General features: G+C 71.7%; 23 protein-coding genes. 12 read left to right on the plus strand and 11 right to left on the minus strand.

Going from position 1 to position 23693, the window contains the following annotated elements; genetic code table 11:
- Positions 1-6 precede the first annotated feature (6 nt).
- The gene (moaA, locus tag AQI95_RS22095) at positions 7-996 is read left to right on the plus strand and encodes a GTP 3',8-cyclase MoaA (protein ID WP_067126172.1); all 990 of its coding nucleotides are present in this window, start codon (positions 7-9) and stop codon (positions 994-996) included.
- A gap of 93 nt (positions 997-1089) precedes the next feature.
- On the opposite strand, the gene AQI95_RS22100 is transcribed toward moaA, so the two are convergent.
- The gene (locus AQI95_RS22100; protein ID WP_067126176.1) at positions 1090-1308 is read right to left on the minus strand and encodes a hypothetical protein; all 219 of its coding nucleotides are present in this window, start codon (positions 1306-1308) and stop codon (positions 1090-1092) included.
- Positions 1309-1523: 215 nt separating this feature from the next.
- Positions 1524-1916, minus strand: a complete 393-nt coding sequence (locus AQI95_RS22105; RefSeq protein ID WP_067126178.1) for a DUF3099 domain-containing protein — start codon at positions 1914-1916, stop codon at positions 1524-1526.
- A gap of 246 nt (positions 1917-2162) precedes the next feature.
- Here AQI95_RS22105 and AQI95_RS22110 point away from each other — a divergent pair, with 246 nt between their 5' ends.
- Positions 2163-2450: a GlsB/YeaQ/YmgE family stress response membrane protein gene (locus AQI95_RS22110; RefSeq protein WP_067126181.1), complete on the plus strand. Its 288-nt coding sequence runs from the start codon at positions 2163-2165 to the stop codon at positions 2448-2450.
- A gap of 100 nt (positions 2451-2550) precedes the next feature.
- Here the strand turns inward: AQI95_RS22110 and tyrS are convergent, their stop codons facing one another.
- The 3 genes from tyrS to AQI95_RS22125 all read right to left on the minus strand — a co-directional run bounded on the left by tyrS (position 2551) and on the right by AQI95_RS22125 (position 6809).
- A complete protein-coding gene (gene tyrS, locus AQI95_RS22115) occupies positions 2551-3819 on the minus strand; it encodes a tyrosine--tRNA ligase (protein ID WP_067126184.1) in 1269 nt (422 codons plus the stop codon).
- Positions 3820-3885: 66 nt separating this feature from the next.
- Positions 3886-5289: a TldD/PmbA family protein gene (locus AQI95_RS22120; RefSeq protein WP_067126188.1), complete on the minus strand. Its 1404-nt coding sequence runs from the start codon at positions 5287-5289 to the stop codon at positions 3886-3888.
- Positions 5286-6809, minus strand: a complete 1524-nt coding sequence (locus tag AQI95_RS22125; protein WP_067126190.1) for a TldD/PmbA family protein — start codon at positions 6807-6809, stop codon at positions 5286-5288. Before AQI95_RS22125 ends, AQI95_RS22120 begins: the two co-directional genes overlap by 4 nt.
- 247 nt (positions 6810-7056) lie before the next feature.
- Here AQI95_RS22125 and fabG point away from each other — a divergent pair, with 247 nt between their 5' ends.
- Entirely contained in the window at positions 7057-7761 is a 705-nt protein-coding gene (gene fabG, locus AQI95_RS22130; RefSeq protein ID WP_067126193.1) for a 3-oxoacyl-[acyl-carrier-protein] reductase, read from the plus strand.
- A 5-nt stretch (positions 7762-7766) separates the two neighbouring features.
- Positions 7767-8534, plus strand: a complete 768-nt coding sequence (gene fabI, locus AQI95_RS22135; RefSeq protein ID WP_067126194.1) for an enoyl-ACP reductase FabI — start codon at positions 7767-7769, stop codon at positions 8532-8534.
- A 235-nt stretch (positions 8535-8769) separates the two neighbouring features.
- Here the strand turns inward: fabI and AQI95_RS22140 are convergent, their stop codons facing one another.
- Positions 8770-9462: a FadR/GntR family transcriptional regulator gene (locus AQI95_RS22140; RefSeq protein WP_067126195.1), complete on the minus strand. Its 693-nt coding sequence runs from the start codon at positions 9460-9462 to the stop codon at positions 8770-8772.
- A gap of 70 nt (positions 9463-9532) precedes the next feature.
- Between AQI95_RS22140 and AQI95_RS22145 the strand changes: the two genes are divergently transcribed.
- From AQI95_RS22145 to AQI95_RS22155, 4 genes are all read left to right on the plus strand, one after another.
- Positions 9533-10876 carry a CynX/NimT family MFS transporter gene (locus AQI95_RS22145; RefSeq protein ID WP_208614236.1) on the plus strand — a complete coding sequence of 448 codons (1344 nt, stop codon included), beginning with the start codon at positions 9533-9535 and terminating at the stop codon, positions 10874-10876.
- A gap of 78 nt (positions 10877-10954) precedes the next feature.
- The gene (locus tag AQI95_RS49855; RefSeq protein WP_279617016.1) at positions 10955-11074 is read left to right on the plus strand and encodes an SGM_5486 family transporter-associated protein; all 120 of its coding nucleotides are present in this window, start codon (positions 10955-10957) and stop codon (positions 11072-11074) included.
- A gap of 183 nt (positions 11075-11257) precedes the next feature.
- Entirely contained in the window at positions 11258-11464 is a 207-nt protein-coding gene (locus AQI95_RS22150; protein WP_067126198.1) for a hypothetical protein, read from the plus strand.
- Positions 11465-11542: 78 nt separating this feature from the next.
- Positions 11543-12061: a SixA phosphatase family protein gene (locus AQI95_RS22155; protein ID WP_067126203.1), complete on the plus strand. Its 519-nt coding sequence runs from the start codon at positions 11543-11545 to the stop codon at positions 12059-12061.
- A gap of 69 nt (positions 12062-12130) precedes the next feature.
- On the opposite strand, the gene serB is transcribed toward AQI95_RS22155, so the two are convergent.
- Together serB and AQI95_RS22165 are read right to left on the minus strand one after the other, a co-directional pair.
- Positions 12131-13354 carry a phosphoserine phosphatase SerB gene (gene serB / locus AQI95_RS22160; RefSeq protein ID WP_067126206.1) on the minus strand — a complete coding sequence of 408 codons (1224 nt, stop codon included), beginning with the start codon at positions 13352-13354 and terminating at the stop codon, positions 12131-12133.
- 213 nt (positions 13355-13567) lie between these two features.
- Positions 13568-15340: a streptophobe family protein gene (locus AQI95_RS22165; RefSeq protein WP_244188811.1), complete on the minus strand. Its 1773-nt coding sequence runs from the start codon at positions 15338-15340 to the stop codon at positions 13568-13570.
- Positions 15341-15567: 227 nt separating this feature from the next.
- Between AQI95_RS22165 and AQI95_RS22170 the strand changes: the two genes are divergently transcribed.
- Entirely contained in the window at positions 15568-18207 is a 2640-nt protein-coding gene (locus AQI95_RS22170) for an ABC transporter ATP-binding protein/permease (RefSeq protein ID WP_425264892.1), read from the plus strand.
- Between the two features lie 85 nt (positions 18208-18292).
- On the opposite strand, the gene AQI95_RS22175 is transcribed toward AQI95_RS22170, so the two are convergent.
- The 3 genes from AQI95_RS22175 to AQI95_RS22185 all read right to left on the minus strand — a co-directional run bounded on the left by AQI95_RS22175 (position 18293) and on the right by AQI95_RS22185 (position 21152).
- Positions 18293-19015, minus strand: a complete 723-nt coding sequence (locus AQI95_RS22175) for a transglycosylase SLT domain-containing protein (protein WP_067126214.1) — start codon at positions 19013-19015, stop codon at positions 18293-18295.
- A gap of 299 nt (positions 19016-19314) precedes the next feature.
- The gene (locus tag AQI95_RS22180; RefSeq protein ID WP_067126215.1) at positions 19315-20460 is read right to left on the minus strand and encodes an S-adenosylmethionine:tRNA ribosyltransferase-isomerase; all 1146 of its coding nucleotides are present in this window, start codon (positions 20458-20460) and stop codon (positions 19315-19317) included.
- Complete coding sequence (locus tag AQI95_RS22185; protein ID WP_067126216.1) at positions 20457-21152, minus strand: SDR family NAD(P)-dependent oxidoreductase; 696 nt, start codon at positions 21150-21152, stop codon at positions 20457-20459. Before AQI95_RS22185 ends, AQI95_RS22180 begins: the two co-directional genes overlap by 4 nt.
- 229 nt (positions 21153-21381) lie before the next feature.
- Between AQI95_RS22185 and AQI95_RS22190 the strand changes: the two genes are divergently transcribed.
- From AQI95_RS22190 to AQI95_RS22200, 3 genes are all read left to right on the plus strand, one after another.
- Entirely contained in the window at positions 21382-22527 is a 1146-nt protein-coding gene (locus tag AQI95_RS22190) for a GAF domain-containing sensor histidine kinase (RefSeq protein WP_067126219.1), read from the plus strand.
- Positions 22520-23161, plus strand: coding sequence for a response regulator (locus AQI95_RS22195; RefSeq protein WP_067126222.1), 642 nt, complete (start codon positions 22520-22522; stop codon positions 23159-23161). Before AQI95_RS22190 ends, AQI95_RS22195 begins: the two co-directional genes overlap by 8 nt.
- A gap of 170 nt (positions 23162-23331) precedes the next feature.
- Positions 23332-23577, plus strand: coding sequence for a chaplin (locus tag AQI95_RS22200; protein ID WP_067126225.1), 246 nt, complete (start codon positions 23332-23334; stop codon positions 23575-23577).
- The last annotated feature ends 116 nt before the right edge of the window (positions 23578-23693 follow it).

Below are 23693 nucleotides of genomic sequence, written 5' to 3' on the forward strand. Positions count from 1 at the left end.
GCCCACGTGCTCATCGACACCTACGGCCGAGTGGCCACCGACCTGAGGGTCTCGCTGACCGACCGCTGCAATCTGCGCTGTACGTACTGCATGCCCGAGGAGGGCCTGCAGTGGCTGGCCAAGCCCGACCTGCTCACGGACGACGAGATCGTCCGCCTCATCGACATCGCCGTGCGCACGCTCGGCATCGAGGAGGTCCGCTTCACCGGCGGCGAGCCCCTGCTGCGCCCCGGCCTGGTCGGCATCGTCGAGCGCGTCGCCGCCCTCGCGCCGCGGCCTCAGATGTCCCTCACCACCAACGGCATCGGCCTGAAGCGCACCGCGACCGCCCTGAAGGCCGCCGGTCTGGACCGGGTCAATGTCTCCCTGGACACCCTGCGCCCGGAGGTCTTCAAGACCCTGACCCGGCGCGACCGGCACAAGGACGTGATCGAGGGTCTGGAAGCCGCGCACGCGGCCGGTCTCACCCCCGTCAAGATCAACTCGGTCCTGATGCCGGGGCTGAACGACGACGAGGCCCCCGACCTCCTGGCCTGGGCCGTGGAGCATGGCTATGAACTGCGGTTCATCGAGCAGATGCCCCTGGACGCCCAGCACGGCTGGAAGCGCGACGGCATGGTCACCGCGGGGGACATCCTCGCCTCCCTGCGCACCCGCTTCGACCTCACCCCCGAGGACGCCGGCGCCCGCGGCTCGGCACCGGCGGAGCGCTGGCTGGTGGACGGCGGCCCGCACCGGGTCGGTGTCATCGCCTCGGTCACCCGCCCCTTCTGCGCGGCCTGCGACCGCACCCGCCTCACGGCCGACGGCCAGATACGCACCTGCCTCTTCGCGACCGAGGAGACCGACCTGCGCGCAGCCCTGCGCTCCGACGCCCCGGACGAGGAGATCGCCCGCATCTGGAAGCTGGCGATGTGGGGGAAGAAGGCGGGGGCGGGCCTGGACGACCCGTCGTTCGTGCAGCCGGACAGGCCCATGTCCGCGATCGGGGGCTGAGCGGCCGACCCGAAAGGGCACGCGGACTGCGTGGATGTGCGGCTGCGCCGCGCGGGCGCGAGAGCGCACCGAAGCCGTGACCGACCCCGGTCCTCAGCCGCTTCCTTCCTCCTGCCACTGCGTCAGCAGGACCACGTCCTTGAGGAATCCCCGAACCCCGAGGAACTGCGAAAGATGCTCGCGGTGCTCCTCGCACGCGAGCCATGTCTTGCGCCGCTCCGGCGTATGGATCTTCGGGTTGTTCCACGCCAGCACCCACACCGCAGCGGTGCGGCAGCCCTTGGCGGAGCAGATGGGGGTCTCGTCACTCACGGTTCGTCTCGCAGAAAGAGGCCCGGACAAGGCGACGCCGAGCAGCCACGGGGGGAGCTGCCCGGCGTCGGTCCGTCGCTCCGACGGGGGATGCGGAGCGCGTACGCAGTATGTCACGGGTACCCCGCCGCCCGGCACTGGAACTGCACGATTGATCTGAGCTTTTCTTGAGCTTGACGGGGGGTCGCATTCCGTTTGCGTCGCGCCCGCCGCGTTCACGCCGGGTCGGACCGCTCACCGTGCGCCCCCGTCGGATGAGCTGCCGCGTCCTCCGGAACGGATTCCGCCTCCGGCTCCTCCGCCCGCGGCGGCGTGATCATCGGCCGCATCGGCGCGGTGACGAACGTCGAGGGCAGCGACGGCGGCCGCTCCCGGCCCGCGTTCGCGATCACCACGGCCACATAGGGAAGCAGAACGCCCGCCACGAGCGCGACGACGGCGACGTACCGCTCGACGTTCCACAGCGTGACGGCGAGGATCACCGACGCCGTGCGGATCGTCATCGAGATGACGTACCGCCGCTGCCGGCCCCGTACATCCTCGGCGAGTCCCGTCCGGGCACCGGTGATCCGGAAAACCTGGGCGCCGCCACCGTGCTGTTTCCGCATCACATTCCACCATCCGCCCGCATCGGACTCTCCCCCGGCCCGCACCGTCGTCCCAGGCCCGGCGGGGAACCGGCCGGGACCTCTCCCACGTTACGCCGCGGCTGCGCCGCCTACGAGACCGGGTCGCCCGCTGCCTGCGGTAATCCCCTCGGCACTGCCGCGCACGGGGGACCCCGACATGCGCCGTACGGCGCACCGACCCACACTGGCCGTAATGCTCACGTCGAGCCGTACGAGGAGGCAGTCATGGGCTGGTTGTGGGCGATCATCGTCGGATTCGTGCTGGGCATCATCGCCAAGGCGGTCATCCCGGGCAAACAGCACAGCCCGCTGTGGCTGACCACCATCTGCGGCATTCTGGGCGCCATCGTGGGCAACGCGGTCGCCCGCGCCGTGGGAGTCGCGGCGACCCCCGGCATCGACTGGAGCCGGCACATCTTCCAGCTGGTGGCCGCGATCATCATCGTCGCGGCCGTGGACGCCCTCTACATGGCGACGCTGGGGAAGAAGAAGCAGCAGCGCGTCGGAGCCTGACAACCCGCTGAGGGGAGGCGCCCCGAAAGGGGCGCGGGGAACTGCGCGATCGACCACGACGAAGCCGCAGTCGCCAGATCACCCACGCCCCGTTCGGCGCTCAGGCGCCCGTGACCTCCACCGCGGCCAGGTTCTTCTTCCCTCGCCGCAGCACCAGCCACCGCCCGTCCAGCAGCTCCTCGGCCGCCGGCACCGCATCCTCGGCGGCGACCTTCACGTTGTTCACGTAGGCCCCGCCCTCCTTCACGGTCCGCCGCGCCGCGGACTTACTGGCGACGAGCCCGACCTCGGCGAACAGATCGACCACGGGACCCAGCTCGGCGACCTGGATGTGCGGCACCTCGGACAGCGCCGCGGCCAGCGTCCTGCCGTCCAGATCCGCCAGCTCGCCCTGCCCGAAGAGAGCCTTCGACGCGGCGATCACCGCCGCCGTCTGGTCGGCGCCGTGCACCAGCGTCGTCAGCTCCTCGGCGAGCGCCCGCTGCGCGGCGCGAGCCTGCGGACGCTCCTCGGTCTGCCGCTCCAGCTCCTCGATCTCCTCGCGGGACCTGAAGCTGAAGATGCGCAGGAACTTGGCGACGTCCCGGTCGTCGGCATTGACCCAGAACTGGTAGAACGCGTACGGCGTGGTCATCTCGGGGTCGAGCCACACCGTGCCGGACTCGGTCTTGCCGAACTTGGTGCCGTCCGCCTTGGTGATCAGCGGGGTGCCGAGCGCGTGCACCACGGCGTCCGGCTCGACCCGGTGGATCAGGTCGGTGCCGGAGGTGAGATTGCCCCACTGGTCGCTGCCGCCGGTCTGCAGCGTGCAGCCGTACCGCCGGTACAGCTCCAGGAAGTCCATGCCCTGCAGGATCTGGTAGCTGAACTCGGTGTAGCTGATGCCCGCTTCGGAGTTGAGCCGACGGGAGACGGCCTCCTTGGCGATCATCTTGTTGACCCGGAAGTGCTTGCCGATGTCCCGCAGGAACTCGATGGCCGACAGGCCCTGGGTCCAGTCCAGGTTGTTGACCATGACCGCGGCGTTCGGGCCCTCGAAGTCCAGCAGCGGCTCGATCTGCGCGCGCAGCCGCTCCACCCACTGGGCGACGGTCTCGGGCGCGTTCAGCGTGCGCTCCGCGGTGGGCTTCGGGTCACCGATCAGACCGGTGGCCCCCCCGACCAGGCCCAGCGGGCGGTGGCCCGCCTGCTGGATGCGGCGCATCGTCAGGATCTGCACCAGGTTGCCGAGGTGCAGGCTGGGCGCGGTCGGGTCGAAGCCGCAATAGAACGTGACGGGACCGTCCGTGAACGCCTTGCGCAATGCGTCCTCGTCCGTGGAGAGGGCGATGAGCCCCCGCCACTTCAGCTCGTCGACGATGTCCGTCACGGTTCTCTTGTCTCCTCGGTGATCTTCGGGCAGCCGGACGACGCCCGACTGCGAACGCCTACGAGGTTATACGCCCTGACTGACAGAGCTCATGTTGAAATCCGGGATCCGCAGCGCGGGCATCGCGGCCCGGGTGAACCAGTCGCTCCACTCGCGCGGCAGCGTCTTCTCCGTACGCCCCGCCTCCGTGGCCCGCCGCAGCAGGTCCACCGGCGACTCGTTGAACCGGAAGTTGTTCACCTGCCCGGTCACCTCGCCGTTCTCCACGAGGTACACGCCGTCCCGGGTCAGGCCCGTGAGCAGCAGCGTCGCCGGGTCGACCTCGCGGATGTACCACAGGCAGGTCAGCAGCAGGCAGGGCCCGCCACGGTCGGTGTCCGCGACCATGTCCTGCAGCGAGCGGTCGTTCCCGCCGTCCAGGATCAGGTTCCCCAGCGCCGGGGCCACGGGCAGCCCGGTCAGGGCCGCGCTGTGCCGGGTGGTGGTCAGGTGCCTCAGCACGCCCTGGCCGATCCACTCGGTGGCGTGGGCCGGCAGCCCGTTGTCGAACACGGACTGGTCGCCGCCCGAGGAGTGGGCGACCACGAACGGCGAGCACTCCAGGCCCGGCTCGTTCGGGTCGCTGCGCAGGGTCAGCGGCAGCTCCGAGAGCCTGTCGCCGACGCGGGTGCCGCCGCCCGGCTTGGAGAAGACCGTGCGGCCCTCGGCCGCGTCCCGGCCCGACGCCGACCACAGCTGGTAGATCAGCAGGTCCGCCACGGCCGTGGGCGGCAGCAGCGTCTCGTAGCGGCCCGCGGGCAGCTCCACCCGCCGCTCGGCCCAGCCGAGCCGTACGGCCAGCTCGGCGTCGAGCGCGCCCGGGTCGATGTCCTTGAAGTCCCGTGTGGAGCGGCCTGCCCAGGCCGAGCGGGTGTGGTCGGGCGACTTGGCGTTCAGCTCCAGCGTGCCGGTGGGCTGGTCGTGCCGCAGACGCAGTCCGGTGGACGTACCCAGGTACGTCGAGACCAGCTCGTGGTTGGCGAAGCCGTACAGCTCCCGGCCGCCCGCACGCGCGCGTGCGAACGATTCGCCGAGCGCCGGCGCGAAGTCGGCGAACACGGCGGAGGAGGTCTCGGCCGGCGCGTCCGTGAAGTCCGGCGCCTCCGGCACGTCGACGACCAGCGGCTGCGCGTCCTCGGCGGGCTCTGCCCCACGCGCGGCGCTCTCGGCGGCCCGCACCAGCGGCTCCAGCTCCCGCGCGGTGACCGCCGAGCGCGACACGACACCGGAGGCCGTGCCCTCCTTGCCGTCCACGGTCGCGATCACGGTGAGCGTACGACCGCGCGTCACACCGTTCGTGGTGAGCGCGTTGCCCGCCCAGCGCAGGTTGGCGGTGGAGTGCTCGTCGGCGATGACGACACAGCCGTCGGCCCGGGACAGCGCGAGCGCCTGCTCGACGATCTCGTGCGGCTTGTTCGTACGGGCGCTCATCGACCGGCCTCCTGCGTGGTGTTCAGAATGTTGACGCCCTTGAAGAGAGCGGACGGGCACCCGTGCGACACGGCGGCCACCTGTCCGGGCTGGGCCTTGCCGCAGTTGAAGGCACCGCCGAGGACATAGGTCTGCGGACCGCCCACCGCGGCCATCGAGCCCCAGAAGTCGGTCGTGTTCGCCTGGTAGGCGACGTCCCTCAGCTGCCCGGTGATCCGCCCGTTCTCGATCTTGAAGAAGCGCTGCCCGGTGAACTGGAAGTTGTACCGCTGCATGTCGATGGACCAGGACCGGTCGCCGACCACGTAGACACCCCGGTCGACGCCGCCGATCAGGTCCTCGGTGGACAGCCCGGCCGGGTCCGGCTGGAGCGAGACGTTGGCCATGCGCTGCACCGGCACATGCGCGGGGGAGTCGGCGTAGGCGCACCCGTTGGAGCGGTCGAACCCGGTGAGCCGCGCGATCCGCCGGTCCAGCTGGTAGCCGACCAGCGTGCCGTCCTTCACCAGGTCCCAGGACTGCGCCGCGACGCCCTCGTCGTCGTACCCGATGGTCGCGAGGCCGTGCTCGGCGGTGCGGTCGCCGGTGACGTTCATCAGCTCGGAGCCGTACCTCAGCTTGCCCAGCTGGTCGAAGGTGGCGAAGGAGGTGCCGGCGTAGGCGGCCTCGTAGCCGAGCGCGCGGTCCAGCTCGGTGGCGTGGCCGATGGACTCGTGGATGGTCAGCCACAGATTGGACGGGTCGACCACCAGGTCGTACAGGCCCGGCTCCACGCTCGGCGCCCGCATCTTCTCCGCCAGCAGCTCCGGGATCCGCTCCAGCTCCTCGTCCCAGTCCCAGCCGGTGCCGGTCAGATACTCCCAGCCCCGGCCGGCCGGGGGCGCGAGGGTCCGCATCGAGTCGAACTCGCCGCTGGAGTCGTCCACCGACACCGCGGTCAGCTCCGGATGCAGCCGCACCCGCTGCTGGGTCGTCACGGTCCCGGCGGTGTCGGCGTAGAACTTGTTCTCGTGCACGGTGAGCAGCGAGGTGTCCACATGGCTGACCCCGTTCGCGGCCAGCAGCCGTGCGCTCCACTGCGCCAGCAGCGCGGCCTTCTCCTCGTCGGGCACCGAGAAGGGATCGATCTCGTACGACGACACCCACGTCCGGTCCGCGTGCACCGGCTCGTCGGCCAGCTCGACATGCTCCTGCGCGCCTGCGGCCTTGATGACCTGAGCGGACAGCTTGGCCATGGCCACCGCCTGGGAGGCCACCCGGGCGGCCGCGTCCATGGTCAGATCCACACCGGAGGCGAAGCCCCACGTGCCGCCGTGCACGACCCGGACCGCGTAGCCGAGGTCGGTGGTGTCCGACGATCCGGCGGGCCTGGCGTCCCGCAGCCGCCAGGACGCGCTGCGCACCCGCTCGAACCGGAAGTCCGCGTGCTCGGCCCCGAGCGCACGCGCGCGTGCCAGCGCGGCGTCGGCGAGGGACCGTAGGGGAAGCGCCGTGAAGGCTTCGTCGATGGAATGAGGCACCGAGGTCTCCCTGCTGTCGTGGCCTGTCGGGTCCGATCATGTCGTGGACGTGCCCCGCGGACTACACGGTTTCCCTCCCGCGCCGGTCTTTCTGTAGGGATCCGACAGGGACTCACTCGCGCCACTGTCGGTGCCCGATTGCCCGAGCGAGCGGCGCTACCGATAGGTTTTTGACGAAGCCGCCTGTCATCGACGTGTTCGGGCGGCGGGTACGACTGCTGCAGACCGCTAGGGAAAGGGTGATCCGTTGAGCCGCTCGGTTCTCGTCACCGGAGGAAACCGGGGCATCGGCCTCGCCATCGCCCGCGCATTCGCCGATGCCGGGGACAAGGTCGCGATCACGTACCGCTCGGGTGAGCCGCCGGCCGGGTTCCTCGGCGTCAAGTGCGACATCACCGACCCGGAGCAGGTGGAGCAGGCCTACAAGGAGATCGAGGACCAGCACGGTCCGGTCGAGGTCCTCGTCGCCAACGCCGGCGTCACCAGGGACCAGCTCCTGATGCGCATGTCCGAGGAGGACTTCACCTCGGTCATCGACACCAACCTCACCGGCACCTTCCGCGTCGTCAAGCGGGCCAACCGCGGCATGCTGCGCGCCAAGAAGGGCCGCGTCATCCTGATCTCGTCCGTGGTCGGCCTGCTCGGCTCCGCGGGTCAGGCGAACTACGCCGCCTCCAAGGCCGCCCTGGTCGGCTTCGCGCGCTCCCTCGCCCGTGAGCTGGGCTCGCGCAACCTCACCTTCAACGTCGTCGCGCCCGGTTTCGTCGACACCGACATGACCAAGGCACTCACCGACGAGCAGCGCCAGGAGATCGTGTCCAAGGTGCCGCTCGGCCGTTACGCGCAGCCGGAGGAGATCGCCGCGACGGTGCGGTTCCTCGCCTCGGACGACGCCTCGTACATCACTGGAGCCGTCATCCCTGTTGACGGCGGACTGGGAATGGGTCACTGATCACCATGAGCGGAATCCTCGAGGGCAAGCGCGTCCTGATCACCGGTGTGCTGATGGAGTCCTCCATCGCCTTCCACGCGGCCAAGCAGGCCCAGGAGCAGGGCGCGGAGATCATCCTGACCGCGTTCCCGCGACCCACGCTGACCGAGCGCATCGCCAAGAAGCTGCCGAAGCCCACCAAGGTCATCGAGCTGGACGTGACGAACGAGGAGCACCTCGCGCGGCTGGCCGACGTCGTGGGCGAGGAGCTGGGCGGCCTCGACGGCGTCGTGCACTCCATCGGCTTCGCGCCGCAGGACGCGCTCGGCGGCAACTTCCTCAACACCCCGTTCGAGTCGGTGGCCACCGCCATGCACGTCTCGGCGTTCTCCCTGAAGTCCCTGACCATGGCCTGCCTGCCGCTGATGCAGAACGGCGGCTCGGTCGTCGGCCTCACCTTCGACGCCCAGTTCGCCTGGCCGCAGTACGACTGGATGGGCCCGGCCAAGGCCGCCCTGGAGGCCACCAACCGCTACATGGCGCGTGACCTGGGCAAGCAGAACATCCGCTGCAACCTCATCTCCGCGGGCCCGATCGGCTCCATGGCCGCCAAGTCCATCCCGGGCTTCGGCGAGCTGGCCTCCGTGTGGGACAGCCGCTCCCCGCTGGAGTGGGACCTGAAGGACCCGGAGCCGGCCGGCAAGGGCATCGTCGCCCTGCTGAGCGACTGGTTCCCGAAGACCACCGGCGAGATCATCCACGTCGACGGCGGTCTGCACGCGATCGGCGCGTGACCGCCGCCGACGCATGAGCGACGGCCGAGGCCCGCGTCCCTTCCGGGGCGCGGGCCTCGGCCGTGCCGCAGGGGACACGGGACACGTCGACGGGGACGCGGCGACGGCCTGGGGCGAGGCACCGCGGTGCGCCACGGTGGGGACGGCGACACCGACAGCGCACCGGTGGACACCGGGCCCGCCATGACCGTACGGCTCGCGGGTCGGTGCCGGAGGGAAGTCCGCCCCGTCCGGCTCAGCCGCCGGAGCGCGCGCTGAACCGGTCCGGCCGGCACAGGAACGGATAGCTCGCGGCCTCGGCCGCCGCCGCCTCCGCGTCCCCGGCGCGGATCGCGTCCACCAGGCGGGCGTGGTCCATGTGCGTCTCGGGGGTCAGCTCCGCGCCCACGTCCGCGCGCAGCCAGTCCCGCAGCACCTCGCCCAGATCGGCGTACATCGCCGTCATCACGTCGTTGTGCGAGGCGGCCACGACGGCCAGGTGGAAGGTGGCGTCGGCCGCCACGAAGGCCTCCGCGTCGCCCGTCTCCCAGGCCTCCTCGCGCCGCTCCATGAGCGCGTCCAGCTGCTTGAGGTCCTTCTCGGTGCGCCGTTCGGCGGCCAGTTTCGCCGCCGCCGACTCCAGGGCCGCGCGCAGCTCCGCGATGTGCCGGGGGTCGGCGCCGGCGAACCGGCGGTGCATCACACCGGCCAGCTCGCTCGTCGCCACCACATAGGTGCCGGAGCCCTGCCGGATGTCCAGCAGTCCGTTGTGCGCGAGCGCGCGGACGGCCTCGCGCACCGTGTTGCGGGCGACACCGAGCTGCTCGACCAGCTCCGGCTCCGTCGGGATACGCGAGCCGACCGGCCATTCGCCGGAGGTGATCTGGCTTCGCAACTCCGCGATGACCTGCTCGGACAGCGCCGAACGGCGCGGGTGGCTCAAGGGCATGGCACACCTTCGCACGACAGTCCCGGGCCTGGACGCTCCGAGAGTGGACAACCAATCATCCCATGATTCTATGATGGGTCTCATGGCATGTGAGGAAACCCGGACAGTGGAGACCCGTACGGCGATGTCATCGCCCGAACGCGGTACGGCCGCCGCGACGAGAACCCCCGAGACGACCCCCGGCGCGAGCCGCACGCGCGCGTGGACGACCCGCCTGGTCGTCGTGGGCATCGTGCTGTCCGCGCTGAACCTCCGTCCGGCCATCACCAGCCTCGGCGCGCTCCTGGAGGAGGTCCGCGACGGGCTCGGCATGAGCGGGAGCGTGGCGGGCCTGCTCACCTCCGTGCCCCCGCTGTGCTTCGCCGTCTTCGGCGTCACCGCCCCCCGGCTCGCCCGCCGCTTCGGGCCGGCCGCCGTCGTGTGCGCGGGCATGGTCGCCATCACCACGGGCCTGCTGATACGGCCGTTCCTCGGCGGCACGGTCGGCTTCCTGGCGGCCAGCGCGCTCGCCTTGATGGGCATCGCCGTCAGCAATGTGCTCATGCCGGTCATCGTCAAGCGCTGGTTCCCCGACCGGGTCGGCTCCATGACCGGCCTGTACTCGATGGCCCTCGCCCTCGGCACGTCGCTCGCCGCCGCCGTCACCGTGCCCCTGACCGACGCCATGGGCGGCAGCTGGCGGTCCGGCCTCGCCGTGTGGGCCGTCCTCGCGGGCACCGCCGTGCTGCCCTGGCTGCCGCTCGTACGCGGCCGCGCCGCCGCGTCCGCACCGCCGCAGGAGCGCCCGGCGCGGGAACACCACGCGTCCGTGGCGCAGCCCGCGCCCCTGCGCATCACCCGTAGCCGCACCGCCTGGGCGCTCGCCGCCTTCTTCGGCCTCCAGGCCACCGCCGCGTACATCACCATGGGGTGGATGCCGCAGATCTTCCGGGACGCCGGTGTCCCGGCCGGCACCGCGGGCGTGCTGCTCGCCGTGACCATGGCGATGGGCGTGCCGCTGGCCTTCGTCATCCCGCGGGTCGCCACCCGCCTGCCCCACCAGGGGCCCATCGTGCTGGTCCTGGGCGTGTGCGGGCTCGCCGGATACGCCGGCCTGTACCTCGCGCCCGCCGGCGGCGCCTGGGCCTGGGCCCTGCTGCTCGGCATCTCCAACTGCGCCTTCCCGCTGGCCCTGACGATGGTCGGGATGCGGGCCCGCAGCGGCCAGGGCGTGGCCCAGCTGTCCGCGTTCGCGCAGAGCACCGGCTACCTGATCTCCATCCCCGGCCCGCTGCTGGTCGGCGTGCTCTACCAGCAGAGCGGCGGCTGGGGGGTGCCGATCGCCCTCATGGCGGCCCTGATGGTGCCGCAGATGGTGGTCGGCTTCCTGGCGGGCCGCGACCGCACGGTGGAGGAGGAGGCGACCGCGGGCTGACCTTCGCGGGTGGGTCCCGCGGGGGTGGTGTGCCGACCCCGGCGCCGGGCGCCCGAGGGCGGGTGCGAAACTGGGCGCATGCAGCCTGTGCTCGACCCGAACCCGCAGAACGGCCAGAAGAAGATGGTGATCGTCTTCGGCTCGTTCTTCGCCATCTTCGTGATCATCGCCATCGTCGCGACCCTCGCCTCCCCGTGACGGCCGCTTCCCGGACCGCCTCCGCGGGCGGATGGTGGGGCTAGCCCCACCATCCCCTAGGGGGTGAGGGTCAGGGTCAACTGGGTGGAAGTCCGGATGGGTTGGCGGCCCCGGATTCCGTAGCTTCGAGATGTGACCGCACGACGCGGTCACGGACCCGCTCGAAGCCCCACGGAGGCGATCATGTCGGCCCGCACCCACTCCCGGCCCCACCCGGCGACCACGGGCGGCGTGGACATCCGGCTGCCCTGGTGGGCCCTCGCGCTGCCCGCGCTCGCCTTCATCGCGCTGCTCGTGCTCATACTGAACCCGTCCGACGCACACGCGGCGAGCAGCGACCCCGCGATCACGCATCTCTTCGAGCGCGCCCAGCAACTTCTCACGCGCTGACCACAAGCCCCTGTGCGCGGTGAATCCGCATGTCAACTCCCTGCGCCGCACGGCCCGTTTCATGCGAAGCTGGGCGCCATGAGCGTCGAACAACCTCGCAGGATCGTCCTCCTCCGGCATGCGAAGGCCGACTGGGGCCAGGAAGCCGACCACGAACGGCCCCTCGCGGAGCGCGGCCGTCAGGAAGCCCCGGTCGCGGGCCGCAGGCTGGCGGACACCGGAATCGCCCTGGACCTGGCCCTGTGCTCCACCGCGGTCCGGACCCGCGAGACCTGGAAGCTCGCCGTCCAGGAGTTCCCGCAGCGACCGAGGACCGTCTATGAGGAGCGGGTCTACGAGGCCTCCCTGGGCGAGCTGATCGCCCTGCTCAACGAGACACCGGACGACGTGCGCGACCTCGTCCTGATCGGCCACAACCCGGGCGTCCACGCGCTCGCCGACGCCCTCGCGGGAGAAGCCGACGGCGATCTCCTCGCACGGATGAACCAGAGCGGCTTCCCGACCGCCGCCTTCGCGGTGCTCAGCTTCGAGGGCTCCTGGAAGTCCGTGGAGCACGGCGTGGCCAAGCTCGTGGACTTCTGGACTCCGCACAGCTGACGGACGAAGGGGCCCGGCACCACAGAGGCGGCACCGGGCCCTGGGGTGTCCCGGACGGCCGGAGCGGGGTCAGTCCTCGTCGTGCGTGTCCGCCGCCTCGACCTCTTCGCGGGTGATGCCCAGCAGATACAGGACGGTGTCGAGGAAGGGGAAGTTCACCGCCGTGTGCGCCGCCTCGCGGACCACCGGCTTGGCGTTGAAGGCGACACCCAGCCCGGCCGCGTTCAGCATGTCCAGGTCGTTGGCGCCGTCGCCGATCGCCACCGTCTGTGACAGCGGCACCCCGGCCGCCGCGGCGAACCGGCGCAGCAGCCGCGCCTTGCCCGCGCGGTCCACGATCTCGCCGGTGACCCGGCCGGTGAGCCTGCCGTCGACGATCTCCAGCGTGTTGGCCTGCGCGAAGTCCAGGCCGAGCCGTTCCTTCAGATCGTCCGTGACCTGGGTGAAGCCACCTGAGACGACCCCGACCTGGTAGCCGAGCCGCTTCAGCGTGCGGATCAGGGTGCGGGCCCCCGGGGTCAGCCGGACCTCGTTGCGCACCTTCTCCACCACCGAGGCGTCCAGCCCCTTCAGCAGCGCCACGCGCGCGTGCAGCGACTGCTCGAAGTCCAGCTCCCCGCGCATCGCCGCCGCCGTCACCTCGGCGACCTTGTCCTCACAGCCGGCGTGCGCCGCGAACAGCTCGATGACCTCGTCCTGGATCAGGGTCGAGTCCACGTCCATCACCACGAGACGCTGAGCGCGCCGGTGCAGCCCCGCCGCCACCACGGCCACGTCGACACCCAGTGCCGCCGCGTCGGAGGCGAGAGCGGTGCGCAGCGGCTCGGTCTCCACACCGGAGACGGCGAACTCCACAGCCGTCACCGGGTACTTGGCGAGACGGAAGATACGGTCGATGTTGCCGCCGGTCTTCGCGATCCGGGCGGCGATGGCGGCTGTCGACTCGGCGGTCAGCGGATGGCCGAGGACGGTCACCAGCGAGCGCCCGAGGCCGCGCGGCTGGTTGTCGCCGTGCCCCGAGATGATCTCCGCCTGCATCTTCATCGACTCGGCCCAGCTGTGCACGGTCGCCCGCAGATCGCCCTCCAGGCCGGCCGGAGGCTGGGTGACCAGCACACACAGCACCAGGCGACCCCGGGTGACGACCTGCTCGATGTCGACCACGTCCACGAGATACGCGGCGAGGGTGTCGAAGAGGCCCGCCGTGATGCCCGGCCTGTCCTTGCCGAAGATCTTGACAAGGAGAGTGGGGACCTCGGGGGTCTGTGAAGCAGCGGTCTGCGAAGCGCTCATGGTGTCACCACCGTATCCGGCACCCAGTGCCGTCCGCCGCCGAGGTCCGCCTGACGGACACGGAACAATGGGTGTCGCCCCGGTGTCAGGGATCTTGCGACCGCGAGACACCTCGCGCGCCCGGCACGGCGGCCCCGGCTCCACCACGACTGTGCCACGAGATGCCCTGACGGGCAGGGCCGGGGGCGATCCCGGGCGGCTGCTCCGGCCGAGTCACCCGCGGTGCCCCGGCTTCCCCGGCGGCGCTGAGGGCGGCCGCCCGCCGGCACCGTCCTGCCCGGCCTCCGGCGCCGCGTCGCGCAGGTCCTCCGGCACCTGGAGATGGAGATAGGGGTTCGTGTCCGGGTTCGGCGGCCGATACGGCGCACTCGGTGCGTACGGCCCAGGACCACCGTCCTCCCCAGGTCGCCGGCCACCTCCTGCACCGGAGCCGCTCCCGGTCGATGCCCCCACCGCCCCGCCTCGCTCTACCGGCCCGTGCCGCCCCACCGACCCGTGCCGCTCTGCCGGCATGCCCGCCTCCGCCGCCCCGCCCCGCTCCGGCGGCCACTCTCGCTCCGCCGCCCCCCGCTTCGCCGTCGCGCCACGCCCCGCCCGGCCTCCCGCTGCCTCCGTCGCCCCCACCGCCCTCGCCTCCGCTGCCTCGCCCACCCGTGGCGCCTGCGCCCCCACCGCCCCGGTCGTCCGTACGGCCCGCACCCCCACCGCCCCGGTCGCCCAAGCCGTCAGGGCTCCGCCCGCTCCCGCGCCCGCTCCCCACGCCGCGCCGAGCAGGAGAGCCGCGCCGAGGTGGCCGTGCAGACGGAGGGCCGTGCCGAGGGCGTCGGCGCCGAGGACGGACAGGGAGGCGGTCAGGGAGACGTCCGTCAGACGGGCGAGCAGCGGCAGGGCGAGCGCGGTGCTGATGCCGAGGCCCAGGGCGCACCGGGCGGCGAGCCCGAGGGCGCTGTCGGGCGGTCGCAGTACCGGCGTGCGCAGCGCGGTCAGGACACCGGCCGGCAGCATCGCCAGGGCCGCCGCCACGGCCAGCAGCCACACCCGGCCGTCCAGCTCGGCCAGACGGCCCAGCGTCACGGGCCCGTCGGACCGTGTGCCGAGGAGCCGGTCCAGCGGGTGCGGGAGGAACCCGGCGAGGACGCCGGTGGCGTGGCCGTCCCAGGGGACGAAGAGACCGAGGGGAAGGCCGAGCCAGACGCCGTTCGGCGCACCGAGCAGGGCCGCGCCCGCGATCCGCCCCGGGTGGTCGTCGCCGATCGCCGCGTACGCCGCCGCCGCGAGCCCCGCCGCGACGGCCGTCAGCAGTACGGTCACGAGCGCCGAGACCGCGGGCCGTACCACCCGGTGCACGACGGACCAACCGGGCGGAAGGGGGGTGCGCCGGGAGGCGAGCAGGGCGATCAGCAAGGCGCCGCTGCACCAGCCCGCGCCACCGAGGAGCGTGGCCGCCGTGTCCACCCTGAAGCCGACCGCGGCCTTGGCATGGACGAGGGCGTCGATCCGGTGCGGCGCGAGCGAGCCGCCGTCGACGGTGACGACGTCATGACCGGCCTGGGCGAGAGCGGCCAGCATCGCCACGAAGAGCGCGACCACCGTGCCCGCGCGGACAAGGAGTTCGGCGGGCGCGACGGCAACTCCGGCCGTACGCAGGGACCGTAGGAAGAACCACGACACCAGCAGGGCACCGACCAGGCCCACCCCGAGTGGCGCGATCTCGACGGCGATGTGGGACTCCGCGCCTTTCAGGCCGAAGGCGGACACATTGCCCGACGGTGTGACCGAACCACCCGCCCCGAGTGCCACAACGGCCGCCGTCATGGGGCCCAGTGGACCCGCCGCGTCCGCCTTCAGGAGGTGCAGGCCGAGCGCGGCCGTGCCCGCCATTGCCGTCAACGCCCAGCTCACCGCGGCGATCGCGGACAGCAGGACGTCCCTGACGGGCACCGCCGAAGCGCGTCGCGCGCGCCCGGCACTCCCGCCGGCCCTCATGGCGGTGTTCATCGCAGCCCCCCGATCCGCTTCCTGGCAGACCCCCACACGCGGCGCGGCCGCGCTTGTCCCCCTCGCCGGAATTACCACTCTCCGGCCCGGTTTCAACCCCGTCGAGGGGGCGAGTTGGAGCGCGCGCGGGCGCTCATGACAAGGCCCGGCTTTCGGTCAGAGGGCGGAGCCTGGAATAGTTCCCCACGATGTTCGACATCCCTAGACTCCCTGTGATGGGGGTAACTTCGGGGGACAACTCAGTGGGGCATGGAGTGCCGGAACTCGTACTGGAATCAAACGGACAGACCTGGACGCTCGACCCGTCCAGGCCCTACACCCTCGGCCGCGATCCGCAGGGTGACATCGTCTTCGACGACGCCAGGGTGTCCTGGCGGCATGCGACGGTCAGCTTCAACGGCCGCAGTTGGGTCATCGAGGACCACGGCAGCACCAACGGCACCTTCGTGCAGGGCCGGCGGATCCAGCAGATGGAGATCGGTCCGGGCGCGGCGCTGCACCTCGGCAACGCGACCGACGGACCGCGGCTGAACCTCTCCGGAGCCGCCGCCGGCCAGCAGCAGCCGGCGCCGTACGCCGCGCAGGGCGCCGGCGCGCCCGGCTGGGCTCAGCCGGCCCCGCAGCAGGCGGCCGCCGCACATCAGCAGGCGGCCGGCGCACCGCCGCAGGCATCGATCCCGCAGCAGGCGCCCGCGCAGCCGCAGGCCCCGCAGCCGGACTGGCAGCAGCAGGCGCCCGCGTTCCCGCAGCAGCAGTCGGCTTCCGCCGATCAGTTCGCGCAGCAGGCACCCGGTGGTGGCGCGGGGGCGCCGTCGGCCCACGGCGACCGCAGCCCGACCACGTTCCACCAGTTCTCCCTCGGCCGGGTCATGCGCATCGGCCGTGCCCTGGAGAACGACCTGGTCGTCTCCGACCTGCAGGTCTCCAGGAATCACGCCGAGTTCCACGCCACGCCCGACGGCCGTCTGGAGATCCGCGACCTCGGGTCGCACAACGGCACCTACGTCAACGGCCAGCCGATCGCCAAGGGCGGCTCGGTGCAGCTGGGCCCGGCCGACATCGTCGGCGTCGGCCACTCCACCTTCCGTATCGTCGGCGATCGGCTCGAGGAGTTCGTCGACACCGGTGAGGTCTCCTTCTCCGCGCGCCATCTGACCGTCACGGTCGACGGCGGCAAGCAGATCCTGAAGGACGTCTCCTTCGGCGTCCCGGAGAAGTCCCTGGTCGCGGTCATCGGCCCGTCCGGCTCCGGCAAGTCCACCCTGCTCAAGGCGCTCACCGGCTACCGGCCCGCCAACCAGGGGGAGGTGCTGTACGACAACCGGAACCTGTACAAGCAGTTCGCGGAGCTGCGTCAGCGCATCGGTCTGGTCCCGCAGGACGACATCCTGCACAAGGAGCTGACCGTCAAGAAGGCCCTGAAGTACGCGGCCAAGCTGCGCTTCCCGGCCGACACCACGGCGCAGGAGCGCGAGGCCCGCATCGACGAGGTGCTGCGCGAGCTGAAGCTGGACGTCCACAAGGAGAAGAGGGTCACCTCGCTCTCCGGTGGCCAGCGCAAGCGTGTCTCGGTGGCCCTGGAGCTGCTCACCAAGCCGTCGCTGATCTTCCTCGACGAGCCGACGTCCGGTCTGGACCCGGGCATGGACCGCGATGTCATGCAGCTGCTGCGCGGCCTCGCCGACGACGGCCGTACGGTCCTCGTCGTCACCCACTCGGTGGCCGAGCTGGCGCTGTGCGACAAGCTGCTGGTGATGGCGCCGGGCGGCTCCGTGGCCTACTTCGGCCCGCCGGAGGAGGCGCTGAACTTCTTCGGCTACGACACCTGGGCCGATGTCTTCTCCGCCTTCGAGAACTACCGCGACTACGACTGGGCGGGCCGCTGGAAGGGCTCGCAGCACTACCAGATGTACGCGGCGGACATCGATTCGGTCGCTCCGCAGTCCGTGCATCACATGCCTCCGCCGCAGGCCATCAGGCCGCCCAAGCCGCAGGCCTGGGGTTCGCAGCTGCTGACCCTGATCCGGCGCTATGTGTCGGTCATCGCCTCCGACCGCGGTTTCCTGCTGCTGTCGGTGGTCCTGCCGGCGGTCCTCGGCGCGGTCAGCCTGCCGATCCAGCACAACCGCGGCCTGCGGGTCAACGCGGCGATCAACCCGCAGACGGGCCTGCACGTCCCCAACGGCACCGCCACCACGGTGCTGCTGATCCTCGCGGTCGGCGCGTGCTTCGCGGGCGCCGCGAACTCCGTGCGTGAGCTGATCAAGGAACGGGTGATCTACGAGCGGGAGCGGGCGACCGGCCTGTCCCGGTCGGCGTACCTGATGTCCAAGGTGGTCGTGCTCGGCACCGTCACCGTGCTGCAGGGCCTGCTGGTCGGCGTGATCGGCTTCTCCAGCCGTGACATCCCCGACCAGGGGCTCATCCTCGGCGCCTCCACCCTCCTGGAACTGTGCCTGCCGATCATGGCGCTCGGCTTCGCCTCGATGATGTTCGGTCTGGTGATCTCCTCGCTGGTGAAGACCGCCGAGAAGACCATGCCGCTGCTGGTGATGTTCGCGATCATCCAGGTCGTCTTCACGGGCTGCCTGTTCACCCTGCACGGCACGCTCGGTGTGAACGAGGTGTCGTACCTCATGCCGTCGCGCTGGGGTGTGGCCGCCGCCGGCACCACGCTGGACTTCAACAACATCGCCCCGAACACCGACGACCCGGGCAGTACCGACCCGCTGTGGAACCACACGGCCGGCGCCTGGGGCATGGACATGGTCATCCTGATCCTGCTCGGTGTGATCTGCGGCTTCTTCGTGGCCCGCTTCCTGCGTCGCCACGAGCCGGAGGTCATGCGCAAGTAGCCGGTCGCAGGCTCGGCAACGCCGAAGGGCGGCACCCCCAGCGGGGTGCCGCCCTTTCGGCGTACGTCAGAGGTCCGCGCCGACCTCAGTACGCGCTGTTGACGTTGTCCATCGAGCCGTACCGGTGGGCCGCGTAGTTGGCGGCGGCGGTGATGTTGGCAACCGGGTCGTAGATGTTCCACGACGTGCCGGGCACGTGGTACGTGTTGAACGTCGGCTGGATGACCTGGAGCAGGCCCTTGGACGGGATGCCGTTGACGGCGTTGATGTCCCAGTTGTTGATGGCCATCGGGTTGCCCGAGGACTCACGGATGATGTTGCGGTGCAGGCCGTAGTAGGAGCCCGGGATGTTGTGCTGCTTCATGATGTCCAGCGACTGCCGGATCCAGCCGTCGAGGTTGTTCGCGTAGATCTTCGCGGCGACCGGCTGCATGTCGAGACGCTCGGCGGAACGGTTCGCGGCCGGCTGGCCGGCGCGCTCCTGCGCGGCCTTCTTGGCGGCGGCGTCGACCGCGGCCTTCTTGGCGGCGGCCTCGGCGGCGGCCTTCTTCTGCGCGGCGAGCTTGTCGAGCTTGACCGACTCGGTGGCGAGCTGGTCGGTGACCGTGCCCTTGACGTTCTTCAGCGTCGCGCCGGCGGCGACCTGCGAGGTGGTGGCCGGGGCGCCGGTGGTGACGGTGTCCGCGTTGCCGGGGACGGCCGAGAGGGCCAGGGCGGCGGTGCCGAGGGCGGCGACGCCGGCGATGGCGATCTTGGTCTGCTTGGTCAGGGTACTGCTATGAGCACGGCTGAGGATGTTCTTGGGCATGGCTGCTGGACCTCTTCGTTGGCGCGGAGGTCGCTCCTGCGTCCGCCGGGGGAATCGGTCCTCCCGCACGAACGCCGGGGTCCGAAGACCCGCGGCGCTGAGCGACGGGAGCAATTCTTAGCGGCCGCAAAATGCCCAGGCAAAGGTGTGACGTACGATCCTCGATAGTGGATCAGGGAAGGGCAAAACGGGACAGATTGGACCGTCTGCCCCGTTCACCCCGGGAGGGTTTACCTCCTATGTCCGGTCGTACGTGATGTGGGCCCTATGTGCGGGCTCACATCGGAGACGTAACAGTCTCACCAGGAGTTGCCGTCGCAACGCTCTGTGTGAGGGCTCTCCTCCGGGAGGATGAGATGGACGTCGCCGAACTCGTGCCAGAGGTAGAGCCCCCGCAGGGCCTCCTCGTACGCCCGGTCGACCCCGGCCCGCCCCGCGACCGCCTCCAGCATCAGCAGATGCGAGGCCTCCGGCTCGTGCAGCCCGGTCAGCAGCCCGTCCACCACCCGCACCCCGCGCTGCGGCGTCACGACCAGATCCGTCCACCCCTCGGCCGCCCGCACCACCCCGTCCGGCCCGGCCGCCGACTCCACGGCCCGTACGGCCGTCGTACCGACCGCGACGACCCTCCCGCCACCGCTCGGCCCGGCAGGCGCCGCACGCCCGGTCCGGCCCGCCTTCACGGCGTTGATGAGCCGCGCGGAGGCCTCCGGCACCACGAACCGCTCCGGATACGGCGGCTCGTGCGCCTGCGCCGACGCCACCCCGGTGTGCAGCGTGACCGGCGCGAACCACACACCCCGGCTCACCAGCTCCGCCACCAGCCGCGCGGTGAACGGCCGCGCCGCACTCGGCATCTCCGCGCTGCCCGCCCCGTCCGGCGGCGGCAGCGCGAACACCGACTGGTACGCCGAGAGCGGCTGATCCCGCTCCGTATAGGAGTAACGAATCGGCCGCCCGTGCGCGCGCAGCACCTCCAGCACGTCCCCGGCCGCCCGCGCCCACCGCAGCCGCTGCCCGCGCGGGCCGAGCGGCTCCTCCAGCACCAGCCGCCCCGCCCCCTGCAGTACCACCTCCGTCCCCTCTATCCCCTCTATCCCCTCTGTCCCCGCGCGCGTGCCCGCACGCGGGTGCGTGGTACCCCGTCCGTCCGGTTCCCGCAGCTCGACCGCCCACCGGCCGTCGTCCCCGCGCGTGGAGAAGTGCACCACCACGCGCGCGTGCCCGATCCGCCCGTCCACCGCCGCGGCCAGCGTGGGCGAGGTGTTCACCACGAGCAGGTCCCCGGCCCGCAGCAGCCGGGGCAGCTCCGAGAACGCGTGATGCGTCACCCGCGTACCGCACGACACCAGCAGCCGTACGGCGTCCCGGTCCAGCCCCGGACCGCGCTGCTCGACGGGCACGCGCGCGGACAGCCCCTCCGGTACCCGAAACCCCGTCCTCATCGCCGCTCCAGCAGTGTCGGCGCCGCGTACCGCCCACCGGCCGGGCGCTCCTCGATCAACCGCAGGAACGCCGGTACGACCGTGTCCGGCGCCGGACGCGGATCACCGTCGCCGGGTACGGCCGCCGCGTACAGGTCGGTCGCCATGTCCCCGGGATCCACCGCCCACACCCGCAGACCGGGCTCCTCCACGGCCAGCACCGCCGCGAGCTGGTCCAGGGCAGCCTTCGAGGCGCCGTAGCCGCCCCATGTCGCATACGCCTCGGCCGCCGCGTCCGAACTGACCGCGATCACCGTGCCGCCCGGCGCCCGGCGCAGCAGCGGCAGCGCCTCCTGGACCAGGCCCAGCGCGGCCACCACGTTCACCTCCAGCGCCCGCCGCAGTCCCTCCAGGGGCAGCTCGGCCAGCCGGACCAGCGGCTCGGACCCCAGCGCGCTCGCATTGCTCACCAGCAGATCCACCCCGCCCAGCCGACCCGCGGCCGCCACCAGCGCGGCCCGGTGCCCGGCATCCGCCACATCCCCGGCGAGCGCCTCCACGCGCGTGCCGTGCCCCGCGACGCTCTGCGCGGCCTCCCGCAGGGCGGCCGCGCCCCGGGCGTCCAGCACCAGATCCCAGCCCCGCGCGGCCAGCGCCGTCGCGAGCGCCCGCCCCAGGCCCTTCGAGGCCCCCGTGATGATCGCCACCGGCATGACTACCGTCCCCTCGTCGCCCACCGCCCGCCGTCGGGCGGTGACCACAACGTAGGGACGGCACCGCCCCGGCCGCCTCGGACGCGAGCCCCGAAACGGAGGGGTCCTTCGGCGTACTCCGCACGTCCGGGGCCCGGGGACCTACACCGGCGGTCCTAGGGCCGACGGACCGGGCACGGCCGCCACAGGTCCGATCCCCGCTGTCACACCCCGCCGGTACCGTGAGGTCATGAGTCAAGGCCCCCGGTCCGGCCTCGCCGCGGTCAGTTCCGCGCTGCTGGCCATGAGCAGGCATCTGGAGGTGCGCGACGTCCTCAAGACGATCGTCGCCTCCGCCCGCGAGCTGCTCGACGCGCAGTACGCCGCCCTCGGCGTCCCCGACGACCACGGCGGCTTCGCCCAGTTCGTCGTCGACGGCGTCAGCGATGCCCAGTGGAAGGCCATCGGCCCGCTGCCCCGCCAGCACGGCATCCTCGCCGCGATGCTGCACGAGGCCCGCCCCGAGCGCCTCGCCGACGTGCGCAAGGACCCCCGTTTCGAGGGCTGGCCGGCCGCGCACCCGGACCTGGCCGACTTCCTCGGCCTGCCCATCCGCGACGGCGACGAGGTGATCGGGGCCCTCTTCCTGGCGAACAAGAACTGCCCCAAGCCGGAGGGCGGCTGCGGCTTCACCGCCGAGGACGAGGAACTGCTCGCCATCCTCGCCCAGCACGCCGCCATCGCCCTCACCAACGCCCGGCTCTACGAACGCAGCCGCGAACTCACCATCGCCGAGGAGCGCTCCCGCCTCGCACACGAACTGCACGACGCGGTCAGCCAGAAGCTCTTCTCGCTGCGCCTGACCGCCCAGGCCGCGGCGGCCCTCGTCGACCGCGACCCCGCCCGCGCCAAGGGCGAACTGCACCAGGTCGCCGCGCTCGCCGCCGAGGCCGCGGACGAACTGCGCGCCGCCGTCGTGGAGTTGCGCCCCGCCGCCCTGGACGAGGACGGCCTGATCGCCACCCTGCGCACCCAGACCCAGGTGCTCGACCGCGCCCACACCGCACGTGTGACCTTCGCCAGCACCGGCTTTCGCGCCCTGCCCGCCGCCCAGGAGGAAGCCCTGCTCAGGGTCGCCCAGGAGGCCCTGCACAACGCACTGCGCCACTCCGGCGCCGAGCACGTCGACGTGAGCGTGCGGCGGCGCGGCGGCGGGGCCGTGCTGCGCGTCACCGACGACGGAGGCGGCTTCGACCCGACGGCGGTCCGCCGCGCCGGGCGGCATCTCGGCCTGGTCTCGATGCGGGACCGCGCGAGCGGCGTCGGCGGCACGCTGACCGTGGAATCGGTGTCCGGCAAGGGCACCACGATCGAGATGGAGGTCCCCGGTGGCTGACGCGATCAGGGTGCTGCTCGTCGACGACCACCAGGTCGTCCGCCGGGGCCTGCGCACCTTCCTGGAAGTGCAGGACGACATAGAGGTCGTCGGCGAGGCCGCCGACGGCGCCGAGGGCGTCGCCCAGGCCGAGGAACTGCGACCGGACGTCGTGCTGATGGACGTCAAGATGCCGGGCATGGACGGCGTCGACGCCCTGCGCCGCCTGCGCGAACTGGACAACCCCGCGCGCGTGCTGATCGTCACCAGCTTCACCGAGCAGCGCACGGTCGTACCGGCCCTGCGTGCGGGCGCCGCCGGATATGTCTACAAGGACGTGGACCCCGACGCCCTCGCCGGCGCCATCCGCTCGGTGTACGCCGGACACATCCTGCTCCAGCCGGAGGTCGCCGGCGTCCTGCTCTCCCAGGACGAGGCCAACTCCCCACAGAGCAGAGGCGGTTCGCTCACCGAGCGGGAGCGCGAGGTGCTCGGCCTGATCGCGGACGGCCGCTCCAACCGCGAGATCGCCCGCGCCCTCGTCCTGTCCGAGAAGACCGTCAAGACGCATGTCTCCAACATCCTGATGAAGCTCGACCTCGCCGATCGCACCCAGGCCGCGCTGTGGGCCGTTCGCCACGGCCTGACCGGCTGAAACGCCCTCGCCACGGCATCACCGAGGGCAACGTGAAGGGTCAGGCTATGGACTGAGATTCATACCGTCGTGGGAATGTCCCCCGGACGGCGCAACCACCGGCGATCTCCGCCGTTCTCAGTGCGTGCTGCGGCGAACCGCCGCGGTGAATGTCTAGGAGGGGTTGGAAAGTGAAGAACCTGAAGAAGGCCGCGGCCGTGACGATGGTGGCCGGTGGCCTGGTGGCCGCAGGTGCGGGGATGGCCTCCGCCACGGGCGGCGCCCACGCCTGCGGCGACGCCCAGGGCTCCCCGGGCGTTGTCTCGGGCAACGTCATCCAGGCCCCGGTGCACATCCCCGTGAACGTGTCCGGCAACAGCCTGAGCGTGGTCGGCGTGCTGAACCCGGCCTTCGGCAACAGCGCCACCAACCACTGAGGCGCGGCCCACAGCGACCACAGGCCTCCCGTGTGCACCGGGGGGCCTGTCGGCTTGGTACCGCTCACCCCTCAGCCCGTCCGGCGCTGCGAGGACGAGGCCGTCCAGGCCGATAG

Source organism: Streptomyces yokosukanensis, assembly GCF_001514035.1.
Lineage (GTDB): Bacteria > Actinomycetota > Actinomycetes > Streptomycetales > Streptomycetaceae > Streptomyces > Streptomyces yokosukanensis.